Source organism: Thiocapsa imhoffii (assembly GCF_016583985.1).
GTDB lineage: Bacteria > Pseudomonadota > Gammaproteobacteria > Chromatiales > Chromatiaceae > Thiocapsa > Thiocapsa imhoffii.
The window spans coordinates 205,604-227,302 of the sequence record NZ_NRSD01000004.1 but is presented as its reverse complement, the minus strand read 5'-3'; the positions used below and the strand labels follow the sequence as shown (position 1 = coordinate 227,302).

The following is a 21,699-nucleotide window of genomic DNA, read 5'->3' as shown; positions in this document are numbered from 1 at the left end:
AGCAACCCATGAAGACAGAGCGTATCGATCGCACGGGAATGGTTCGCACGGCAGAGGTCGAGCGCCAGACCCTGGAGACGCAGATTCGCGTGAGCATCGATCTCGATGGTCAGGGCAGCAGTCGCTTGCAAACCGGTCTTCCGTTTCTCGACCACATGCTCGATCAAGTGGCTCGGCATGGTCTGATCGATCTCGACATCCAGGCCGCGGGCGATCTGCAGATCGATGCACATCACACGGTCGAGGACATCGGCATCACCCTGGGCCAGGCGTTGTCTCGGGCACTTGGCACCAAGCACGGCGTGCGCCGCTACGGGCATGCCTACGTACCCCTAGACGAGGCCCTGTCGCGGGTGGTCGTTGATCTGTCGGGACGCCCGGGGTTGACGTTCAACGTCAGCTTCACCCGTGCCATGATCGGGGGATTTGACGTCGACCTCTTTCGAGAGTTCTTCCAAGGCCTGGTCAACCACGCGGCCATCACGTTGCACATTGACAACCTGCGCGGGGACAATGCGCATCATCAAGCGGAAACGATCTTCAAGGCATTCGGTCGTGCGCTGCGCATGGCCGTCGAGCCCGACCCGCGCATGACCGGTATGACGCCCTCGACGAAGGGCTCGCTCTAGGCGCCGAGTGCGAAGGTCGATGCGCGCACGGCGAGCCACCGCACTGCGACGCGTGAACGATTCCGATAGCGAGAGACCAACTTCATGCTGCTGATTCCCGCGATCGATTTGAAGGACGGACGATGTGTACGGCTGCGCCAAGGCCGGATGGATGAGGAGACGGTCTTCTCCGACGATCCGGTCGACACTGCTGGGCGTTGGGTCAATGAGGGGGCACGCCGTCTCCATCTGGTCGATCTCAATGGGGCCTTCGCGGGGATGCCCGTCAATGGCGCGGCGATTCGGGCGATTGTCGAGGCCTTTCCCGAGCTGCCGATCCAGGTGGGGGGCGGCATCCGTGACGAGGCGACGATCGAGGCCTATCTGAATGCCGGCGTGACCTACTGCATCATCGGTACGCAGGCGGTCAAGGAGCCGGTCTTCGTCGAGCGAGCCTGTCGCTCCTTCCCCGGCCAGGTGATGGTCGGGTTGGATGCGCGGGACGGTTGTGTTGCGATCGAGGGCTGGGCGGAGGTCACCGAGATTCAGGTCGAGTCGCTTGCCCGGCGGTTCGAGGATGCCGGCGTTGCGGCGATCGTCTACACCGATATCGGGCGCGATGGGATGATGAGTGGGCCGAACGTCGAGGCGACCCGTGCACTGGCCGGGGCCATCGGGCGTCCGGTTATCGCCTCGGGTGGCATCACGGTGATCGATGATGTGCGTGCCCTGGCCGAGGTCGCCAGTTGCGGGATTGTGGGTGCCATCACGGGGCGAGCGATCTATGAGGGGACGCTCGACTTTGCTGAGGGTCAGCGTCTCGCCGATCGGTTGACCCGATCCTGACCGCCGAATCCGCGGCAGTCCGGTGATTGGCGCGGTTGTCGCAGCTGGCGTGGGACGCCAGTATTCACTCAGTGGGGGCGCGGCAAGGTGCCTCATCACACCCGGCGGCCCGAGGATTGGGACGTCTCACCACGGCGGCGCCAGGCGAGCGGAGGGTGCGGCATCCGGGTGCGCTGACGCGTCACCCATGCGATCTGAAGAGGACTGGGCAGCATGACTGAAGATTGGCTCGATGTCGTCAAATGGGACTCCCACGGGTTGGTTCCTGTCATCGCACAGGAGCGTGGAACCGGGACCATCCTGATGATGGCCTGGATGAATCCGGAAGCACTGCGTCTGACACGCGAGACGGGGCATGCGGTCTACTGGTCACGCTCACGCGGACGGCTTTGGCACAAAGGTGAGGAGTCCGGCCATCAGCAGGTGGTCCATGCGCTGCGCCTCGACTGTGATGGAGATGTCATCTTGCTGGAGGTCGAACAGCGCGGGGGTATCGCTTGTCACACCGGCCGCCACAATTGTTTCTTCCGTGAACTGGATGCGGCGGGACATTGGGTCGAGATTGCGCCGGTCTTGAAGGACCCTGAAGCCATCTATGGGAAAAGGTAACGACGATGGATGATGTTCTGGCGCGATTGGGTGAGGTGTTGGAGGCGCGCAAGGGTGCGGAGGCCGGCAGTTCCTATGTTGCGAGCCTCTATGCCAAAGGCGAGGACGCGATCTTGAAAAAGATCGGGGAAGAGGCAACCGAAACCGTCATGGCCGCGAAGGACGGTGATCCGGAGCGGTTGGTGCACGAGATCGCCGATCTTTGGTTTCATACCCTGGTGCTGCTTGCGCATCGCGGGCTTGGTCCGGAGGTCGTGGCGGCGGAGTTGGAGCGGCGTTTCGGACTCTCAGGCCTAACCGAGAAGGCCAATCGTGACTCCTGATGATGCCGCGGCCCCTCGGCATGCGCGGCGCTAACCGCGAGGATGGGGTTTGCGGTATGATCCGCAGGCTTCGGATTCCCGAAGGGTCAGGGGATCCGCATGGCCGAGAATTTCATCGATGGCATCACCGCCGTCGGTTTTGATCACATGCGTTGACCGCTCGAACGTGGCGGTCCGGAGGAGAACATGGGCGCTGGTGGAATCAGTATCTGGCAACTCTTGATCATCCTGCTCATCGTGGTGCTGCTGTTTGGCACCAAGCGACTGAAGGGGATCGGGTCGGATCTGGGCAATGCAATCAAAGGATTCCGCAGTGCCATGTCCGAGACCGAGAAGGCCGAGCAGGATGCGGATCCCAAATCGCTTGAGCAGACGGGCGAGAAACGGGTCGCCGATGGCGACGTTGCCAAACCGAGCCAGACCAAGGCGCCGGAGAAATCCGCCTAACGTGCAACAGACGCATTCGACGGCCTGAGGGACGCTATGTTCGACTGGGGTTTTTGGGAGTTGGTCATCATCGCTGTCGTGGCGCTGGTGGTCATTGGCCCGGAGCGACTCCCGAAAGTCGCGCGCATCGCTGGACTCTGGATCGGCCGGGCACGGCGAACCCTGTCATCGGTTCAGGATGAGATTCGACGCGAACTCAAGGCCGACGAGTTGAAGGCGATCCTTGACAAGCAGGCGCGCAGTCGTCCCCTCGAGACGATTCTCGAGGAGACGATCATGGGTGATCGGCCCGCTCAGGATCCGGCATCGTCGAGGCGGACACCGTCCAGGGAGCGCGATCAGGAAACGACGGCCAGCGTCCCATCCGGTTCCCCCTCCGCGGGTCCTGCCACGATCCCGGCGCAAACGGGATCCGGTGCCGATCGTGATCCACGTGCTGGGAGTGACAGCGACCCGGGTGAGAAGCCGACCTCGACCTGACACGGACCCCGGATCGAAAACGCGGTCAGTCTGGCCGCTCCGGGCTCCAGCTGCACTCACGCGACCTCGACCACGCCCAAACCGTCAGAGCGATCGATGATGGCGTGCTGACTCGAAACTCCCCCACGCGCTGATGACCGGTGGGTGAGTGGCCGCGATCGTCCTCTCGGTTCGTGAATCAGACCACGTCAGGCTCGGCGCCCTCGCCGACCTCCAACCAGCGCGAGATCATTGTTCCTATGCCCCCCGCGAAGCAGCCTGACGAACTGGGCGCCGAACAGCCGTTCGTCTCACATCTGATCGAACTGCGAGATCGCTTGATCCGCATGGCGATCGCCATCTTGCTCATTTTCTTGCTGCTCTTTCCGTTTGCGAACGAGATCTATGGATTCGTCGCCGCGCCGCTCATGGCGAAATTGCCTGACGGCAACACCATGATCGCCACCCAGGTCGCGGCGCCCTTTCTGACCCCCTTCAAGCTTGCCTTGGTGGCCGCGGTCTTTCTCTCCATGCCCTATCTGCTCTATCAGTTCTGGGGCTTCGTCGCGCCCGGTCTCTATACGCACGAAAAACGCCTGGCCACGCCGCTGTTGTTGTCGAGTATCTTGTTGTTTTATATGGGCATCGTCTTCGCCTACTTCGCGGTCTTTCCCTTGGTGTTCGGTTTCCTCGCCGCCTCGACGCCCGCGGGCGTGGCCATGATGACCGACATCTCGGCGTATTTGGATTTCGTGCTGACACTTTTCTTCGCCTTTGGGATCGCCTTCGAGATTCCGATCGCGACCTTTCTACTGGTCGCGGTGGGGGTCACGACACCGGCCGATTTGGCGCGGATTCGCCCCTATGTCATCGTTGGTGTCTTCATCGTCGGGATGCTGTTGACGCCCCCTGATGTGATCTCGCAGACCCTCTTGGCCGTTCCGATGTGGTTGCTGTACGAGGTGGGCATCGTCGCCTCGAAGATCCTCGTCCGACGACGTGGGCAGGGGTCGGAGGATGAGGCCGACGCAGCGCCGGGCGAGCCTTCGGCGACGCCTCCGCACCGACCGGGAGCCACCTCGGCTAAGACGGCGGCAGCCGAGGTTGGTCGTGACCTCGATCCCCATTTCGATGATCCGGATCGGTGGCGCCCGCTCACCGAGGAGGAAATGGACGAGGAGTTGGACCGGATGGAGTCCGAGGATCTGCCCCAGACTCCGGCCGCGTCGTCGGCGCACCCCGCGACGCCCTTGGGTCCGCTCTCAGAGGACATCAATTCGGTCGAGGCGAAGCTCCGCCGCGCGAATCGGTTGCGCGAACTCGGCAGTGTCTTTGCCGCGCGCACCGTGCTCTACGAAGTACTCGAGGAAGGTGACGATGATCAGCGCCGCGTCGCGCGGAATATCCTTCACCAACTCGACGAAGCATGACCAAACCGGAAAACCAGCGTGCGCGTCGCGAGCGCTCCGCACCTGGATGGACGCTCAACGTGCGGGAATCTGGGTGATGCAGACTCACGACTGGACGCGCTCCGCTCCATCACGCGTGGACGCTGAACAGGAGAGACCGGAATGCGGCGGGCCTGGTTCAGGCGACATCACGACTGTGACATGATTGTTTCTTTCAATGGCAATGCTGAGATACTATAGAAACAAGAAACCACCAAACGAATCAGATCCTCATGGGCTCCGCATCCCAGATTCACTACAAACAAAACCGACTCAAACAACTTCGGGCGTTTTGCCACGCCGCGCGCACCGGCAGCGTGAGTGCCGCCGCCGAGAAGATTTTTTTGAGTCAGCCGACCGTGTCATTGCAAATCCAAGCGCTTGAGCGTGAGTTCGACACCGTCCTGTTCGAGCGCCGCGGCCCGAAGATCAAGCTGACACCTGAAGGTGATCTGTTGTTTCAGATGGCCGAACCGCTGGTCGAGGGGATGGACAAACTGCACGAGACCTTTGCGACTCAGTGCGGACGTGTTGACCATGGCGTGTTGAACATCGCGGCTGGCGAATCGACGATCCTCTACATCCTGCCCGATCCCGTGCGGGTCTTTGTCGACCAATATCCCGGTATCGACCTGAAGATGCACAACGTCACCGGGCGCGATGGTCTGGCCATGTTGCGAGCCGACGAGGTGGATCTGGCCGTTGGTTCCATGATGGAGATCCCGGACGATATCACCTACCGCCCTTTCGTGACCTTCAGCCCGACCCTGATCACGCCCTTGGATCATCCCCTGGCACATCAGGAATCCGTCACGCTCGAGGAGATCGCCCCCTACGGCCTGATCCTGCCGCCACGGCACTTAAGCACCTGGCGTCTCGTCGATCTCGTTTTCAAGCAGCACAACCTCGGGTATCGGGTGACGCTCGAAGCGGGTGGTTGGGAGGTCATCAAGAAATATGTCGAACTCGGCCTCGGGATCTCCATTGTCACCGACGTCTGTCTCACCGGTGAGGAAAAGCTGAGTCGCATTCCGCTGCATCAGTATTTCCCGAAACGCAGCTATGGGATCGTTCAGCGACGCGGCAAGTTTTTGTCGCCCCAAACCAAGTGCTTCATGAGAACACTGGACCGCGTGTTCGCCGATCGAATCGTCGAGGCAACGCCCCAAACCGTGGGCGACGTCGCGACCTGGGAGGATGCTTGTCTCGGCTAGGTCTCCCGGAGACGTCCGGATGACTGCGATCCAATTCGACAAGTGCGGTGCCGTGAGCCCGTATCCGAACACATTGCGCCCGGTTTTTCATGAAGGACTGCAAAAATCTATCACCCCGTGTATAGTAATTGGTGAAGCCATGGAGGACTTGCTCCGGGGAGCGCCCTGGACACACCTCTTGAATGAGAATGAGCCATTGATTAACCACTGAAATATTGTCGTGACTAATAACCCAAGAAACATCGATCTCACCAAACGCATCGGGCAACGCCTGAGAACCGCGCGTCATGATCAGAAGCTGAGTCTGTCGGAGCTCTCCGCGCGGACTGAGTCGCTCTCGAAGTCGCGCATCAGCAACTACGAGCAAGGCATTCGCCGGATGGGGCTCGAAGAAGCGCAGGAACTAGCGGTCGCCCTCGGCACCGTGACCCCGACCTATCTGCTCTGTCTCGAAGACACGGACCCGTTGACGCCGCGCGAGCGTGACCTTGTCCTTTATTACCGCAAGGCTGACGACCGCGGTCGGGACACCATCATGAAGGTTGCATCCGATCAACCGAGTTTTGCCGTCGAGTAAGTTCGGCGACCGCCTCTTGGTGTCGCTGATTGATCGGGATGGCGTGCCCTCGCGCGCCATCCTCCGCGCGGATCACGCCTCCATCCTGTGAGGTCAGCCTCGTTGTTGGCCTCAATCCGAATCTCTCCTAGTGTGCGCCGGTGCTAGTGATCATCGAGGCTCGATGATCACGTGCGGGTGTGTCTTTGCGCCCGTGGTTGCCCAGCATCCTACTGTAATCGCCCTGCATCGTCGGGGTGGCTTCGTCTCGATGACCGCACACAATCTGTCTGGATCGCAAAGCTCCGAATCCAGGATGGCGGCGTTGGAAGCGGTGTCGCCACCACCCGTTTGTCTAGTTTGTTCTATTGTGGTGCGGATGCTGGGTGATGCGCCCTCTTAACTCATGAGAGGGCACTATGCCGGTGCGCGTGTTGACGCGATCGAGGCAGAGACCGGTTCCTATTCTTGACGTTGGCGGTGCGGGTTGCGACCCGGACGCTGTTTTCGCGCTTTCGGTGCGCGGCTGACGCTCCACTGTTGCCACCATCTCGGGCACCCGGTTGATGGGTCGGATCCCTTCGTGCCCGCTAGGATTACCGTGCTCTCGCGCGTCGTCCGCGCTGGAGCGGGTGCGGTCTCGAGGGTGTCGAGCAGTCGGTGTTCGCGTGCACTCGATCCCATCCTGTGATGTCGATGGGGTACACGAGACACGTTTCTGCCGCCGGCGACCATCGTTGGCGTGATTCTTGTTATCGGGTTGCGGAAACTCGACTCTCACGCTGCGATTCATGACGACCTAGCCCAGAGGAGCTCCACTGCATGTCGAAGCCTAATCCGATCAAAACGACCCTGCTCAGTGCGGCCTGTGCCGTCGCACTCATGGCCCTGACCCCGGCTCAGTCCGCGGAACCACCGATCAAAGTCGGCGTGCTCCACTCGCTGTCCGGCACCATGGCCATCAGTGAGACGACACTCAAGGACACGGTTCTGATGCTGGTCGAGGAGCAGAACAAGAAAGGGGGGTTGTTGGGCCGGCCCCTGGAGGCCGTGGTTGTGGACCCGGCATCGGATTGGCCCTTGTTTGCCGAGAAGGCCCGTGAACTCTTGACGCAAGACAAGGTGGATGTGGTCTTCGGATGCTGGACGTCGGTGTCTCGGAAATCCGTGCTCCCCGTCTTCGAGGAACTCAATGGACTTCTCTTCTACCCCGTGCAGTACGAGGGCGAGGAGTCCTCGAAAAACGTCTTCTATACTGGCGCCGCACCCAACCAACAGGCGATTCCAGCGGTCGATTATCTGAAGGATGAGCTCGGCATCGAACGCTGGGTGCTCGCTGGAACGGATTACGTCTATCCGCGCACCACGAACCGCATTCTCGAGGCCTATCTCAAGCAGAATGGCGTCGCCGATGAAGACATCATGATCGATTACACCCCGTTCGGCCACTCGGACTGGCAGTCGATCGTTGCTCGCATCAAGCGATTTGGTTCCGAGGGGAAAAAGACCGCCGTGGTCTCGACCATCAACGGGGACGCGAACGTTCCGTTTTACAAGGAGCTCGCCAATCAGGGTGTGACAGCCGACGACATTCCGGTCGTCGCCTTCTCGGTCGGTGAAGAAGAGCTCTCGGGTATTGATACCAAGCCCTTGGTCGGGCATCTCGCGGCATGGAACTACTTCATGAGCGTCGACGACCCCAACAATGCCGAATTCATCGAGACCTGGCACGGCTTCATCAAGAACGACAAGCGCGTGACCAATGATCCGATGGAGGCGCACAAGATCGGTTTCGACCTCTGGGTCCAGGCGGTGGAGAAGGCCGGGACCACGGACACGGATGCGGTACAGGCCGCAATCATCGGGCTGGAAACGCAGAACCTGACGGGGGGGACGGCGAGGATGTTGCCAAACCACCATATCACCAAGCCTGTCCTGATCGGTGAGATTCAGGAGGATGGTCAGTTCGCGGTGGTGTGGCAGACCGATGAGGAGGTTCCAGGTGATGCCTGGTCGGATTATCTCGAGGGATCCAAGGATCTGATCGCCGATTGGACACCGCCCATCATGTGCGGAAACTTCAACACGGTGACTCAGACCTGTCTCGGCAGCGAGGCAGAGTGAGGAGCCTGCGAGATCCGGTGTCGCGAACCGGATCTCGCACCGCCCGGCAGCGCGGCGTGACCGCGCCACCAACATGCCACCCCTTGGATGATGAAGAGCATGCCTACGAGAATTCCGCTCCACCGCGGTATCTGGATCAGCTCGTTGTTGGTCCTCTTGTGCTTGTTCGCGGTGACGCGGGTCAGCGCCGAGGGGTCGGAGACGGTGTCATTCGAGGCCGCGCTGATCGATCTGAGTGATCCATCCTTCGCGGTGAAGCAGGCCGCAGTCGACGTCATTGCCGCGAGCGGTGATCCGCGCGCGGCGGCGCTACTCCAGGCTCTGGCCGCGGGTCAGCTCTATGTCCGCGACGCGGATCGCGCGCTCGTCTTGGTCTCGCCCAGCGCGGGCGACTATCGGCTGCGTGACGCGCTCGATGGGTCGGAGCTCGGCGAGGCGTCGCGGCGCGAGGTGAAGAAGATTGCCATCAATAATCGCATGCGCACGCAGTTGCGCACGGCGATCGCGGCCTTGACCTTGGCCAGCCCCGATCCAGCGGTTCGTCTCAGGGCCGCACAGCAGATGCTCGGCGACCCGAACCCGCTGGTGATCCAGGCCATCCGTGATCAGCTCGAGGAAGAAGAGAACCGCCAGGTGCGTGATTATCTGACCCTGAGTCTGGCGTTGGCTGATCTGCAGGATCCCGCTACCGAGATCCGCTTGCGGGGGATCGATCGGCTCTCCGGCAGTCTGTATCCGGCCGCACGCAATGGTCTGAATCGTCTGCTGTCGGCAGAAACCGATCCGGAAGTTCGGGACGCGGCGGAACGGGCGCGCACCCACATCGAGCGGATGCGCTCGCTCAATGAGGCCGCCGAAACGCTCTTCTTCGGACTCAGCTTGGGGTCGGTCCTGGTGCTGGCTGCCATCGGTTTGGCCATCACGTTCGGGGTGATGGGCGTGATCAACATGGCGCACGGCGAGCTCATCATGATCGGTGCCTACACCACCTATCTGGTGCAGCAAGCGATGCCGCACTGGATCGACTATTCACTGTTCGTTGCCATCCCCGCCGCCTTCATCGTCGCAGGGCTCATGGGCATTTTGATCGAGCGCACCGTGATCCGCTTTCTCTATGGTCGTCCGCTCGAGACCCTGCTGGCGACGTTCGGGATCAGCCTGATCCTGCAGCAACTCGTTCGCACGACCATCTCGGCACAGAATGTCGCGGTGCAGAATCCATCCTGGATGAGCGGATCGCTCCAAATCAATCCGGCACTCGCGCTGACCTACAGCCGGCTCTACATCCTGATCTTTGCCCTCTTGGTCTTCTTTGCCTTGCTCGTGATCTTGAAACGCACCGCGCTGGGGTTGCAGGTGCGCGCGGTTGCTCAGAACCGGGCGATGGCGCGTTCGATGGGGGTGCGTTCGGGTCGGGTCGATGCACTGACCTTCGGTCTGGGTGCTGGAGTCGCCGGGGTCGCGGGGGTCGCCTTGTCACAACTCACCAACGTCGGCCCCAATATGGGGCAGGCCTACATCATCGACTCCTTCATGGTCGTGGTCTTCGGGGGCGTCGGCAATCTGTGGGGAACACTGGTGGCCGGCTTGACGCTGGGGGTTGCCAACAAGCTGATGGAACCTTGGGCCGGTGCGGTCTTGGCCAAGATCCTGGTCCTGGTCTTCATCATCCTATTCATTCAGAAACGTCCGCGTGGTCTCTTTCCACAACGTGGTCGAGCGGCGGACGGCTAGCGCAGCGGTCGCCTTGAGTCGCTGACAGGAATGATCGAGACGTGATCTGACAGGGCATCCGGAGGGGATCACTTGGCCGCGTGCCGGCTCTGGTCCCTGTCATCACAGGCTGGTTTCGTCGGTGAGCTGTGATCAGCGATGAGTGGAGATTCCAATCGATCGGGTTTGGGAGAGTCGAAACATGGTCTTAGGGAGGCTGCTGAGGGATGACCGTGGTGGTCAGGCAATGCTTGCGGTGCTGCTACTGGTGGCGGTGCTGGTGCCGATCCTGAATTTGGTCGTGCCGGAAGGGAACCCGTGGCACGTTTCGACCTACACCGTGACCTTGCTCGGCAAATATCTGACCTACGCCCTGCTTGCCGTGGCGGTCGATCTGGTCTGGGGCTATCTGGGTATTCTTAGCTTGGGGCATGCCGCCTTTTTTGGTCTGGGCGGCTATGCCATGGGCATGTATCTGATGCGGCAGATTGGCGATCGGGGTGTCTACGGTCATCCCGTCCTGCCGGATTTTATGGTGTTTCTGAACTGGACCGAACTGCCTTGGTTCTGGCAGGGCTTCGACATGTTTTGGTTCGCGGTCCTGATGGCGATCCTGGTGCCTGGGGTCTTGGCGTTCGTCTTCGGCTATCTCGCCTTTCGCTCGCGGGTGACCGGAGTCTATCTCTCGATCATGACGCAGGCCCTGACCTATGCCTTGATGCTTGCCTTTTTCCGCAACGAGATGGGGTTTGGTGGCAACAATGGTCTGACCGATTTCAAGGACATCCTGGGATTCGATTTGACGAACGACACGACTCGGATCGGACTCTTTCTCGCCTCTGCCCTGACCCTCGCCCTGGGCTATCTTGCCTGCCGTTTCATCGTCACCTCGCGATTGGGTCGCGTCGCCGTCGCGATTCGAGATGCCGAGGCCCGTACGCGCTTCATCGGGTACCGGGTCGATCATGTGAAACTGGCAATCTTCACCTTTTCAGCCATGCTCGCTGGGATTGCCGGGGCACTCTATGTTCCCCAGGTCGGCATCATCAATCCGGGGGAGTTCTCGCCTCTGAATTCGATCGAGCTGGTGATCTGGGTCGCGATTGGGGGGCGTGCGACACTCTATGGCGCCGTGATTGGGGCGGTCCTGGTCAACTACGGTAAGACCTATTTCACTGGCGCCTTCCCCGAGGCCTGGCTCTTTGCGCTGGGTGCGCTGTTCGTCCTGGTGACGCTTTTCTTACCGAAAGGCATCGCGGGCTTGTTCAGCCAGGCCGTCACCTGGTGGCGTGTGCGACGCCCGCGCGAGCGCACGGCAAGGGTCACTCCATGAATCCAGCAGCACGCAAGCCGGTGGAGCAACTGCGCGAGTCGATGCGTCGAGATCGGCAGTGGCGGTTCATGTACTCCACACTGGACCTGGAACTGGATGTCAGTCAGGGCGTGATCCTCTACCTGGAGGGGTTGCATGTCAGCTTTGACGGGTTCAAGGCGATCAATGATCTGAACTTCTATGTCAATGCGGGCGAACTGCGTTGTGTGATTGGTCCTAACGGTGCCGGCAAGACCACCATGATGGACATTATCACGGGAAAGACGCGTCCTGACGGGGGCACGGCGTCCTTCGGACGCAGTATCGATCTGCTGCAACTCTCCGAGCCGGAGATCGCGGCGCTGGGGATCGGCCGTAAATTTCAAAAGCCGACTGTCTTCGAGTCGCACACGGTGTTCCAAAATCTCGAACTGGCGATGGCGGGCGACAAGCGCGTCTTTCCAACCCTGTTCGCTCGCCTCACGGGGGAACAGCGTGATCGCATTCACGAGGTCCTGACGACGATCGGGCTGCAAGAGCTGCTCGACCAGGATGCCGGTGCGCTCTCGCACGGTCAGAAGCAATGGCTTGAGATCGGCATGCTCTTGATGCAGGACCCGCAACTGCTGCTTGTCGATGAGCCGGTCGCCGGCATGACGCATCAGGAAATGGATCGCACAGCGGAGTTGCTGTTGTCACTGGAGGGCCGTCATTCCGTGGTGGTGGTCGAGCATGACATGGACTTCGTTCGCTCGATCGCCAAGCGGGTGACGGTGTTGCACCAGGGCGCGGTGCTCGCCGAAGGGAGCATGGATGAGGTACAGAACGATCCACGCGTGATCGAGGTCTATCTCGGCGAATAAGCCGTGTCGCGCGGGCCGCGGACGGGGTTACCTGACGGGTTCGCGCTTTTGATGCTCGCACGCACGCTCAAGCAGGGATCATCGGATTCAGATGCCTTGCGCGGTTTGGGACGGTGCTGAGGTTGGTGCATCAGGTGTGTGTGGCATCACTGAGACCGCTCAGGTCACCAATCGAGGCGGTTGCGGACGTTGATCGGATCAACCGAGAGGGCGGTGTTCGATAGGACAGGGTGGACGATGCTTCAGATCAGTGGACTCAATCAGTTCTATGGCGAAAGTCATACCCTGTGGGATCTCGACATCGAGATCACGCCGGGAGAATGCACCTGTGTGATGGGGCGAAATGGTGTCGGTAAAACGACCCTGATGCAGTGCATCATGGGACTCTTGCCGTTACGATCTGGATCGCTGCTGTATCGTGGCCAAGATTTAGCCAAACTCAGTGCGGAGCGGCGTGCGTCGCTCGGTATCGGCTATGTTCCCCAGGGTCGTCAAATCTTCCCCCTGCTGAGCGTTGAGGAGAATCTCAGGATCGGCCTCGGGGCCCGCCCCGATCGCTCCAAGCAGATCCCGGGTTATCTCTTCGAGCTCTTCCCGGTGCTCAAGGACATGCTGCAGCGCCGTGGTGGTGATCTCTCTGGCGGGCAACAGCAGCAGTTGGCCATTGGCCGAGCGCTGGTGATCGATCCGAAGCTGCTGATCCTCGATGAGCCAACCGAAGGGATTCAACCCAATATCGTTCACGAGATCGGCGATATCATCCGACGTTTAATGACCGACTTGGATCTGACGGTCATCCTCGTCGAGCAAAAATTGCCGTTTGCGCGACGGGTCGCTGATCGCTTCGTCATCCTTGATCGTGGCCGCTTGATGGCGACCGGCGCCATCCCTGAATTGACGGATGCTCTCGTCAAGCAGCACCTCAGCGTCTAGGCACGCATGATCGCGCGACGCCCTCCGCGCTTCGGACGATCGACTGCGCGCTGACGGATCCATGTTCGCTGGTGGATGTTAACGAGCGGGGAGGGGCGCACCCCGATATTTGCGGATGCTCAAGGCTCAAGGGGGTCGCGCTTGCGATAAACCGTGCCTTGAAAGAGCGCAATCAGGGTCTCACTTTTATCTCTGATCCGGATAATGTAAGTAGCCAATTTCGGATTCCTTGAGACTTCCTCGGCCTCCGCAACGAGCAGAGGCCCGCGAGTCCCGCTGAGGTATGCAATCGAGACGTTGATCCCGAGCGCGACGGTTCCATGCGCGTTCGAGGCGACGGCGAAGACAAGATCGGCCAGAGCAAAGATCGCCGCGCCGTGCACCAGACCGACCGCGTTGAGATGGTAATCCTGAATCTCCAACCGGGCCGTCGCACGTCCAGGTGCCGCGTCGACCAATTCAATTCCGACATGTTCGGCAAAGCGATCCTTGAGGAAGAATTGCTGAATCTTCGTTAAGTTCATCTTGATGAGCTCCCGCTCGAACTGAGACTGACTCATCTTAAAGCAACGCACTCTGGCGATGTCCGCAAGACCCCGAGTCCGCTGCGGGCCCGGCCCAAGCACAATCCGCAGGCCGCGGGAGCGTGGTATGCCGGGCGGGACTCCAGTCCGAATCACCGCATCGGAGGCTACTTTTTTCCGAACAAATTTGATCCCCGCAGACCTAATGTAACGTCCAGCGCGCGAGCCGGATCGGATCGTTCAGGCGCATTGGATCGAGCGTCCTAGTTCGGTTCCCGACTGCAGCCAACACCACTGGGTCGTCCTGAGACCCCCTCGGTCGGCGGCCATCCTGGGTGATGCCAATGCCGAGAGGGCGCGAACGGACTCGATTCAGCAGCCATCACCACTGTTCACATGATTGATCGCACGAGGCACGATGATGAACAAGACGTCCCCAGCTCTTTGGCTCAAACTCATTCTGCTGCAGGCTCTGCTGCTGGTTGCCGCTCCGGCACAGAGTGCGCTCAATGAGCCACAGCGCATCATTCAGGAGGTGTCGGATACCCTGATGCAGGTCTTGCGCGAGGATCGCGATCGGCTCAAGCAGGATCCAGAGTATGTGTACCGATTGGTCGATCAGGTCTTCTTGCCGCATGTTGATGTTCAGCGTATTTCAGCGCTCGCACTCGGCCCCTACTGGCGCGATGCGACCCCGGAACAGCGCCGCGTCTTTCAGGCGGAATTCCAGCGTTTGTTGATCCAGACCTATGCCTCGGCGCTCGACAGCCTCAGTGCTTGGGACATTCGGTTCCTCCCGATGCAACTCGATGCGTCGGCAACGCGAACGCTCGTGCGCACCGAGATCCAGCAGCCTGGCGGAACACCGGTTAGGGTTGATTACCGGATGGCACTCCGCAATGGCCGCTGGCAAGCTTACGATGTCACCGTACAGGACATCAGCCTGCTTGCATCCTATCGCAACCAATTCACCGCAGTTGCCCAGCGGCGAGGGATCGACGGTTTGCTTGAGGACATGACCGCGCGCAATAACACGCGACGTTGAGGGCCTTGAAACGTCGGCTCGATGTTCCCGGCACGCGGCGCGAGCGACACCTCCTGAGGCGTCGAGCCTGCGGCGACGATTTCAGGGGTACCTCGCCTTGTGCCGGTCACCACACGGCGGTAGGCTCGATTATCCTGCAACCCCGGCCTTGACGCTGTAGCCCTTGAGGTTATTCGAGAATCGTTCGAGTGCTTGGATACCAGAGGCTTCAGCCTGTTGACACCACTCCTGCATCGCGTTCAGTAAAGCCTCCTGGCTGAGTGCCTGGCGATCCCACACCTCCTTGAGCCGTTCGCGAAACAGGTAGACGGTCGCCAGTGTTTCATGACGCTCCAGCAACTGCTCGAGATGGTGTCGCGCCTGTTGATCCAGTCGTGACCCCTCGCTGCTCAGAAGCTTCCGTGCGCGGCGGGCGAGGCGTCGGCAATCTTCAGTCCCGCGGCAGAGTTCCGCGTGGGTGACGGGGCCGATGACTTCCTTCGCATAGCGGGCAAAGACATGCATACGGCTGATGATCACGATGCGCAGGGTGTCGAGATCCATGCGCGGTCGCCCCGGAATCACCACCGGAGTCGGTGCAAGGCGTCGAATGTGCACCAATCCCAGCAGTTTGAAGAATCGCAAATACATCCATCCGATATCGAATTCCCACCACTTCGAGGAGAGCCGAGCCGAACTCGGGAAGGCATGATGGTTGTTATGCAGTTCCTCGCCGCCGATCAGGATCCCCCAAGGCAGGATGTTTCGAGAGGCATCCTTGGGTTCATAGTTTCGATAGCCAACCGCATGGCCGAGGCCATTGATCACACCCGCGGCGAGGAGAGGAATCCATAGCATCTGCACTGCCCAGACGATCGGGCCATGAATCCCGAACAAGACGAGATCGATGACCAACATGAGGATCACACCGAGCACCGAGAAGCGGCTGTAGAGATGACGTTCGATCCAGTCATCAGGGGTGCCGCGTCCGTAGCGTGTCAACGTCTCGCCATCGCGAGCGGCTTGCATGTAGAGTTCGGTCCCTTCTCTGAGCACCCGCGATAGTCCGAGGACTTGGGGGCTGTGTGGATCATCAGGGGTCTCGCATTTCGCATGATGGCGTCGATGAACGGCGACCCACTCCTTGGTCTCCATCCCGGTCGTGAGCCAAAGCCAGAAGCGAAAGAAATGTGCCAGTGCTGGGTGCAAATCGAGCGCCCGATGCGCTTGGGCGCGATGCAGATAAAGCGTCACGCTCAGGATCGTGACATGGGTCATGGCGAGCGTAATCAGGACGACGCCGGCGATGCCAACATCAAGGACTCCGTATAGGGTCATGGGGGTTCCTGCCGAGCGGTTCTCGGTGGCTGGTGAAGGGGCGATCGTTGAAACAGTGAATGTTCAACATGGACATGCGAACGGCGGAACGGGCTCGACGCGTTTCGCTCCATCCTGATGTGCAGCGCCAGAACCGCTCGGACGGTCGCTATGGCGTGTCGATACAGCTAGGGTTCAAGCCGGGTCCCCTACCGAGGACGACCTCAGGTTCAGCGTCGGCTGTGGGATGCGAGGTTCAGGTTTCCCCGCTGATCCACGGTGGCGTGCCAACCGGGCGCGATCCAAACCGTGTTGTACGCATCGGCGACGATGGCGGGTCCGCTCAAGGGAGACGCACCGACCAGCGACCTGCTCGTGCGGATCGGGATGGGTGTCGCGCATCCGACTGCGACCTGAGCTCGATTAGTGTTCGTCTCGCCACCTCGTGGTTGCGGGAGGTCGAGCGGTGTCACGGGTCCCCGGACACGCACCCGCAGATTCACCAATTCGACGGGCAGATCGAGGCGATGACCATAGATCCGCTGATGTTGTTGGTGGAAGTGCTCACAAGTATCAGACACTCTGATCCAGGGGAGGTTCAGCGTCTGTGCTTGCCCGCGGTATCGCAGATCGAGCGTTTTCTCGACGCGTAGGTGGCTTGGATGGAGACCCTCGGCCTGTAATTCAGCGACCGCGGTTTGTTCGAGTTCGTCGAGGGCTGCCGAGATACCCGGCGCGTCCGCCTCGTTCAGCGGGCCGAGACGGGTCCGGGTCAAGGTGCGCCCCGGCGGGGTGACGACCATGCCGAGGGCACAGAGGACCCCGGCATGCACGGGAACCATGGCTTGTGTCATTCCGAGTGCCTCGGCGAGGGCACAGACATGGAGACCACCAGCACCTCCAAATGAGGCGAGGGTGAAGTCGCGCGGATCGAGTCCACGTCGCACCGAGATGGCGCGCAGAGCGCGCGCCATCTGTTCGTCGGCCAGATGGATGACACCGAGCGCGGCGTCTTCGATGGTCAGTCCCATCGCCTCGGCGAGATCCGCGAAGGCCGCTTGCGCGGCTCTGACATCGAGCGGCATGCGACCATCGAGGAACCCTGCCGCGTCGAGGCGGCCTAGGATCACATTGGCATCCGTGACCGTCGGGTGCCGCCCACCGCGACCATAGCAGGCAGGCCCAGGCGTGGCGCCCGCCGATGCCGGGCCGACTCGCAGCATGCCCCCGGCATCGAGCCGCGCAATGGAGCCACCACCGGACCCGATGGTGTGCATATCGACCATCGGGAGCGCCACGGGCAGATCGGCGATGCGGCCGCTGGTCGTGAGGCGTGGTTCACCCTCGATGACGGCGACATCGGTCGAGGTTCCACCCATGTCGAAAGTGAGCAGGCGGGGCACGTCTGATGCGCTGGCAGCGAAGGCCGCGCCGGCGAGTCCGCCGGCGGGACCCGACAAGAGCAGGCGTGCGGTATGACGTGCCGCTTGGGCGGCACTCACCGCCTCGCCACTGCTCTGCATCACCGATACCCGAGATCCCGTCAGGCCACCGACGAGGCGCTCGATGTAACGTGCGACGAGGGGGCCGAGGCGCGCGTTCAGCCAGGTTGCGATACCCCGTTCGTATTCCCCCGCCAGCGGCAAAACCTCGGAAGACCGTGCCACGAATAGGCCCTCCGGCAGCGCGTTTTCCAGCGCCCGCTCGGCGCGATCGTCGAGGTAAGAGAAGAGCAGATTGATGGCAACCGACTCGGGTGCGAGCTGTGCGACCGCCCGCTGCAGCGCGGCACAATCGTCCGCCCGCAATGGCTCGACCTCGCTCCCGTCCGCCCCAACCCGCCCTCCGGTTTCGAAACACAGGGCGCGTGGGACGGGTGGGTGACGCGGTGGGGGTTGGAGGTCGTAGAGATCAGGCCGTGCCTGGCGGCCGATGCTCAGGAGATCGGCGAGACCGCGGTTGGTGACATAGAGGGTGCGCGCACCCTGACCCTCGAGTGCGGCGTTGGTTGCGACCGTACTGCCGTGGATCAGGTTGAGCCCAGCGGGGGTGAGGCCGAGTTCAGCGATCCCCTGCAAGATCGCCTGCTCCGGGGCCGCGGGGGTCGAGAGCACCTTGTGGGTGCGGATGCGTCCTTCGCTCCACAGCACGAAGTCCGTGAAGGTTCCTCCTGTGTCGACGCCCAGGATGGTCATGCCAGGCTCATGATGCCTGCTCGGGTGGATGGGCCGCGCTGCTGCCGCGCTGATCAGCGATGGGGTCCTCGGCCTCGGCGGGTGGCCGTGCCACCGAGTGCACACGCAGGTGCAGGGCTGCTTTCGATAACAGGTGGGCACTGACCGGGGCCGTGATGAAGAGGAAGAGGGTCACCAGGATCTCGTGCAGACTCAACCCCTCGCCGCGGGTGCTGAAGTAGAGCACCGAGGCGATTAGCAACGCCCCAACACCGAGGGTTGTGGCCTTGGTCGGGCCATGCAAGCGCGAGTAGAAATCCTCCAGACGAGCCAGGCCCAGTGATCCGACGAAGGTGAAGGCCGCGCCGATGAGGATCAGAATCGCAAGCATGAAATCGATCATATTCAAACCACACCCAAGGTTGGTGATCATCAATGTCCGGCGTGCGGCACTGCTGCGAGGGCGGCGCGGCGGACCCCACTTCGTTCGCCGCCAGGCCAGGGTCGGGCACGGCGCTCGCACGGTCCTGAGGCTGCGGTCCGTCCCGCTCGCGCGGCTCTCCTTACTCGATGATGTCGCCGCGCAGGATATATTTACAGAGTGCAACCGTCCCGACGAAACCCATCATGGCGATCAGGAGCGCCGCCTCGAAATAGAGTGAGCTACCGAGATGGATGCCAAGCAGCACCAGCAAGGCAATGGTATTGATATAGAGCGTATCGAGCGCGAGGATGCGATCCGGTTTGTCTGGACCTTTCAGCAAGCGCCACAGACTTAAGACCACCGCTGCGGCAACGAGCGCGAAGGCAATGGACACGGCGAGACTCAGCATGGTTCGAAGACCTCCTTGATGGGTGCCTCGTAACGGGTCTTGATCTCGCTGACCAGTGCTGCGGGATCATGCACCTGCAGACCATGGACGATCAGGTGCGAGCGATCGGGGCTAAGCCATGCCGAGACGGTGCCTGGTGTGAGCGACACGGTGTTTGCAAGCAGGCTGATGCCGAGATCGCTCCGCAGCGCGAGTGGCACCCGCACGAACGCGGGCCGCGTCTGTTTGGTGCCAGCCAGGATCAGTCCGGCAACCGCGATGTTCGCGATCAGGATGTCATAGAGCACGATGGCCAGGAACCGAAGCAATGTCAGTGGCTTGGCGATGTAAACCCGTTCCGGCCAGAAGCGGAGCGTGAAAATGGGGATGGCCCAGCCCAGCAACAGACCCAAAAAAATCTGTCCAGGGGCTAGGCTGTTGACGAGTAAGAGCCAGATCAACGCCAGCACCGGGGTCAGGATTGGATGCGGGAGCAGGGAATGCTTCATGGCGTGAAATCCCCCTCAGGTACGCCGAGCACGGCGTCGATGTAGAGCTGCGGTTGCAGCAGTTGCGCGGCCGTGGTCTGGGTAAAGTCAGTGACGGGTCCAGCCGCGATCACCAGCAGCAGACAGAGCGTCAGCAAGCCAATGATGGGCAGGATGCGTCCCCAGTTCGGTCCAACCGGTGCGCGGGTGGTCACGCTGCCGCGCTCGATCACGAGCGTCTCGGCCCGATAAAAGAGCAGACTTCCGCTGCGTGCCAGCGCCACGATGCCCAGTAACCCTGTCGTGATCAGGATCCCAAACACCCAGGGCGCGGCCGGGGTTGCGACCGCCGCGCGCAAGACCATGAACTTCCCAATGAAGCCCGACAGGGGTGGCAGCCCAGAGATCAGGATGGCGGTGATGAAGAAAAGTCCGCCGATGAGGGCCGCGTTGGGGATGATGGGGCCAGGGTCGAGCCGATCCTGCAGGGCGCCACGCCCCATGGCGATGAGGTCGGCGAGCAAGAAGAAAGCCGCGGCGGCGAAGGTGGAATGGGCCAGATAGTAGAGACCGGCACCGATGCTGGCCTGGGTGCCGAGTCCGATTGCGGTGAGTAGGAAGCCGACCGAAACCACGACCAGGTAGGCCACCTGGCGCCGGAGTTCGTGCGCGGCCACCACGCCCAAGGCCCCGACGACCATGGTGGTGAGTGCGAGCGGGAGCAGCCAGGGCGAGAACAGATCCGCAAGCGGGCCACCCGCCGAGCCGAAGATCAAGGTGTCAACCCGCAGGATGCTGTAAGCGCCGACCTTGGTCATGATGGCGAACAGCGCGGCTACGGGTGCCGAGGTCGCGGAGTAAGCCGCGGGGAGCCAGAGATAGAGTGGAATGAGCGCCGACTTGAGCGCGAAGACGGCGAACAGCAAGAGTCCAGCGGCGCGCACCACCCCGAGGTTCTCGGGTGGCGTCGCCGCCGCCTTCAGCGCGAGGTCGGCCATGTTGAGTGTGCCGAGCGTCGCATAGAGGGTGCCAACGGCGAACAAAAACAAGGTCGAACCAGCGAGATTGAGGGCAACGAAGTGCAGTCCGGCACGCACCCGGTCAGGTCCCCCGCGATGCAGCAGGAGCCCGTAGGATGCCAGCAGCAGAATCTCGAAGAACACGAATAGATTAAAGAGATCGCCGGTGAGGAAGGCGCCACTCAGACCAGATAGTTGCAACTGGAACAGGGGGTGGAAATGCCGACTCCCCGCGTCGGTGCCGCGCACGGCATAGAGCATCGCAAAAAAGGCCAGGAGGCTCGTGATCAGGAGCATCCAGACACTCAGCTGGTCGGCGACCAGGACGATCCCATAGGGTGCCGGCCAATTTCCAAGCTCGTAGGTCAGGATCTCGCCGCTCATCACGACGGCTCCTGCCAGCAGGGCGACGAGCAGGATCTCGATCAGTAGGGCCGCAAGGCTCAAACGGCGGCGCAACGTGAGAGGCACGGCGCGTCGCACCAGCAGCAGTAAGGTTCCAGCGAGGAGCGGCCAGAGGATCGGCGCAATCACGAGGTGGCTCATGAGTGCGCTCCAGGGTCCGGACGACCGTCGACATGATCGTTCCCGAGTTCAGCGCGGGCCTTGAGGGCCAGCATGATGATGAAGGCCGTCATGGCAAAGCTGATGACGATGGCGGTCAAGACCAGGGCCTGGGGGAGCGGATCGGCGTAACCAGCGCTGTTTTCGGCGATGACGGCGGGCAATCCAACCGTGAGGCGGCCCGTGACGAACAGAAAGAGGTTGACGGCATAGGACAAGAGCGTCAACCCCAACACCACGGGGAAGGTGCGTGCACGCAGTGCCAGGTAGACCCCACAGGCCGTCAAGACACCGATGATCAGGGTGATCAGGACTTCCATCG

The 21,699-nt window shown here is 61.4% G+C and carries 23 protein-coding genes; 15 read left to right on the top strand and 8 right to left on the bottom strand.

The window, feature by feature from the left end; all coding sequences use genetic code 11:
• Nucleotides 1-8: 8 nt before the first annotated feature.
• The 14 genes from hisB (at nt 9) to urtE (ending at nt 13,455) form a co-directional block, all read left to right on the top strand.
• Nucleotides 9-629, top strand: coding sequence for an imidazoleglycerol-phosphate dehydratase HisB (gene hisB / locus CKO25_RS06245; RefSeq protein WP_242467448.1), 621 nt, complete (start codon nt 9-11; stop codon nt 627-629).
• 84 nt (nt 630-713) lie between these two features.
• On the top strand, nt 714-1,454 hold the full coding sequence (gene hisA / locus CKO25_RS06240) for a 1-(5-phosphoribosyl)-5-[(5-phosphoribosylamino)methylideneamino]imidazole-4-carboxamide isomerase (RefSeq protein ID WP_200387054.1): 741 nt from the start codon (nt 714-716) through the stop codon (nt 1,452-1,454).
• Nucleotides 1,455-1,667: 213 nt separating this feature from the next.
• Entirely contained in the window at nt 1,668-2,063 is a 396-nt protein-coding gene (gene hisI / locus CKO25_RS06235) for a phosphoribosyl-AMP cyclohydrolase (protein ID WP_200387053.1), read from the top strand.
• Between the two features lie 5 nt (nt 2,064-2,068).
• Entirely contained in the window at nt 2,069-2,386 is a 318-nt protein-coding gene (locus CKO25_RS06230; RefSeq protein ID WP_200387052.1) for a phosphoribosyl-ATP diphosphatase, read from the top strand.
• Nucleotides 2,387-2,572: 186 nt separating this feature from the next.
• Nucleotides 2,573-2,833, top strand: coding sequence for a twin-arginine translocase TatA/TatE family subunit (tatA, locus tag CKO25_RS06225; protein WP_200387051.1), 261 nt, complete (start codon nt 2,573-2,575; stop codon nt 2,831-2,833).
• A 36-nt stretch (nt 2,834-2,869) separates the two neighbouring features.
• A complete protein-coding gene (gene tatB, locus CKO25_RS06220; protein ID WP_200387050.1) occupies nt 2,870-3,313 on the top strand; it encodes a Sec-independent protein translocase protein TatB in 444 nt (147 codons plus the stop codon).
• Nucleotides 3,314-3,552: 239 nt separating this feature from the next.
• Nucleotides 3,553-4,722 carry a twin-arginine translocase subunit TatC gene (tatC, locus tag CKO25_RS06215; RefSeq protein ID WP_200387049.1) on the top strand — a complete coding sequence of 390 codons (1,170 nt, stop codon included), beginning with the start codon at nt 3,553-3,555 and terminating at the stop codon, nt 4,720-4,722.
• Between the two features lie 251 nt (nt 4,723-4,973).
• Nucleotides 4,974-5,954 (top strand): LysR family transcriptional regulator, encoded by a 981-nt coding sequence (locus tag CKO25_RS06210; RefSeq protein ID WP_200387048.1) that lies wholly within the window; start codon nt 4,974-4,976, stop codon nt 5,952-5,954.
• A 241-nt stretch (nt 5,955-6,195) separates the two neighbouring features.
• Entirely contained in the window at nt 6,196-6,531 is a 336-nt protein-coding gene (locus CKO25_RS06205; RefSeq protein WP_200387100.1) for a helix-turn-helix domain-containing protein, read from the top strand.
• A gap of 801 nt (nt 6,532-7,332) precedes the next feature.
• Nucleotides 7,333-8,634, top strand: coding sequence for an urea ABC transporter substrate-binding protein (gene urtA, locus CKO25_RS06200; RefSeq protein WP_200387047.1), 1,302 nt, complete (start codon nt 7,333-7,335; stop codon nt 8,632-8,634).
• Between the two features lie 99 nt (nt 8,635-8,733).
• A complete protein-coding gene (gene urtB, locus CKO25_RS06195; RefSeq protein WP_200387046.1) occupies nt 8,734-10,368 on the top strand; it encodes an urea ABC transporter permease subunit UrtB in 1,635 nt (544 codons plus the stop codon).
• 226 nt (nt 10,369-10,594) lie between these two features.
• Nucleotides 10,595-11,680, top strand: a complete 1,086-nt coding sequence (gene urtC, locus CKO25_RS06190) for an urea ABC transporter permease subunit UrtC (protein WP_276569015.1) — start codon at nt 10,595-10,597, stop codon at nt 11,678-11,680.
• Complete coding sequence (gene urtD, locus CKO25_RS06185) at nt 11,677-12,522, top strand: urea ABC transporter ATP-binding protein UrtD (RefSeq protein ID WP_200387045.1); 846 nt, start codon at nt 11,677-11,679, stop codon at nt 12,520-12,522. The genes urtC and urtD overlap by 4 nt, the downstream gene beginning before the upstream one ends.
• Before the next feature lie 237 nt (nt 12,523-12,759).
• Nucleotides 12,760-13,455: an urea ABC transporter ATP-binding subunit UrtE gene (gene urtE, locus CKO25_RS06180; protein WP_200387044.1), complete on the top strand. Its 696-nt coding sequence runs from the start codon at nt 12,760-12,762 to the stop codon at nt 13,453-13,455.
• A 119-nt stretch (nt 13,456-13,574) separates the two neighbouring features.
• Here the strand turns inward: urtE and CKO25_RS06175 are convergent, their stop codons facing one another.
• Nucleotides 13,575-13,979 carry a PaaI family thioesterase gene (locus tag CKO25_RS06175; protein WP_200387043.1) on the bottom strand — a complete coding sequence of 135 codons (405 nt, stop codon included), beginning with the start codon at nt 13,977-13,979 and terminating at the stop codon, nt 13,575-13,577.
• A gap of 418 nt (nt 13,980-14,397) precedes the next feature.
• Between CKO25_RS06175 and CKO25_RS06170 the strand changes: the two genes are divergently transcribed.
• On the top strand, nt 14,398-15,024 hold the full coding sequence (locus tag CKO25_RS06170; RefSeq protein ID WP_200387042.1) for an MlaC/ttg2D family ABC transporter substrate-binding protein: 627 nt from the start codon (nt 14,398-14,400) through the stop codon (nt 15,022-15,024).
• Between the two features lie 129 nt (nt 15,025-15,153).
• Here CKO25_RS06170 and CKO25_RS06165 read toward each other — a convergent pair whose 3' ends face one another.
• The 7 genes from CKO25_RS06165 to CKO25_RS06135 all read right to left on the bottom strand — a co-directional run bounded on the left by CKO25_RS06165 (nt 15,154) and on the right by CKO25_RS06135 (nt 21,697).
• Complete coding sequence (locus CKO25_RS06165) at nt 15,154-16,341, bottom strand: DesA family fatty acid desaturase (protein WP_200387041.1); 1,188 nt, start codon at nt 16,339-16,341, stop codon at nt 15,154-15,156.
• A 209-nt stretch (nt 16,342-16,550) separates the two neighbouring features.
• On the bottom strand, nt 16,551-18,515 hold the full coding sequence (locus tag CKO25_RS06160) for a hydantoinase/oxoprolinase family protein (RefSeq protein ID WP_200387040.1): 1,965 nt from the start codon (nt 18,513-18,515) through the stop codon (nt 16,551-16,553).
• A gap of 7 nt (nt 18,516-18,522) precedes the next feature.
• Nucleotides 18,523-18,897, bottom strand: a complete 375-nt coding sequence (locus tag CKO25_RS06155) for a Na+/H+ antiporter subunit G (RefSeq protein WP_200387099.1) — start codon at nt 18,895-18,897, stop codon at nt 18,523-18,525.
• 160 nt (nt 18,898-19,057) lie between these two features.
• Nucleotides 19,058-19,327 (bottom strand): K+/H+ antiporter subunit F, encoded by a 270-nt coding sequence (locus CKO25_RS06150; RefSeq protein WP_200387039.1) that lies wholly within the window; start codon nt 19,325-19,327, stop codon nt 19,058-19,060.
• Nucleotides 19,321-19,815, bottom strand: a complete 495-nt coding sequence (locus tag CKO25_RS06145) for a Na+/H+ antiporter subunit E (protein WP_200387038.1) — start codon at nt 19,813-19,815, stop codon at nt 19,321-19,323. Before CKO25_RS06145 ends, CKO25_RS06150 begins: the two co-directional genes overlap by 7 nt.
• On the bottom strand, nt 19,812-21,359 hold the full coding sequence (locus CKO25_RS06140; protein ID WP_200387037.1) for a monovalent cation/H+ antiporter subunit D: 1,548 nt from the start codon (nt 21,357-21,359) through the stop codon (nt 19,812-19,814). The genes CKO25_RS06145 and CKO25_RS06140 overlap by 4 nt, the downstream gene beginning before the upstream one ends.
• Nucleotides 21,356-21,697: a Na+/H+ antiporter subunit C gene (locus CKO25_RS06135; RefSeq protein ID WP_200387036.1), complete on the bottom strand. Its 342-nt coding sequence runs from the start codon at nt 21,695-21,697 to the stop codon at nt 21,356-21,358. Before CKO25_RS06135 ends, CKO25_RS06140 begins: the two co-directional genes overlap by 4 nt.
• Between the last annotated feature and the right edge of the window lie 2 nt (nt 21,698-21,699).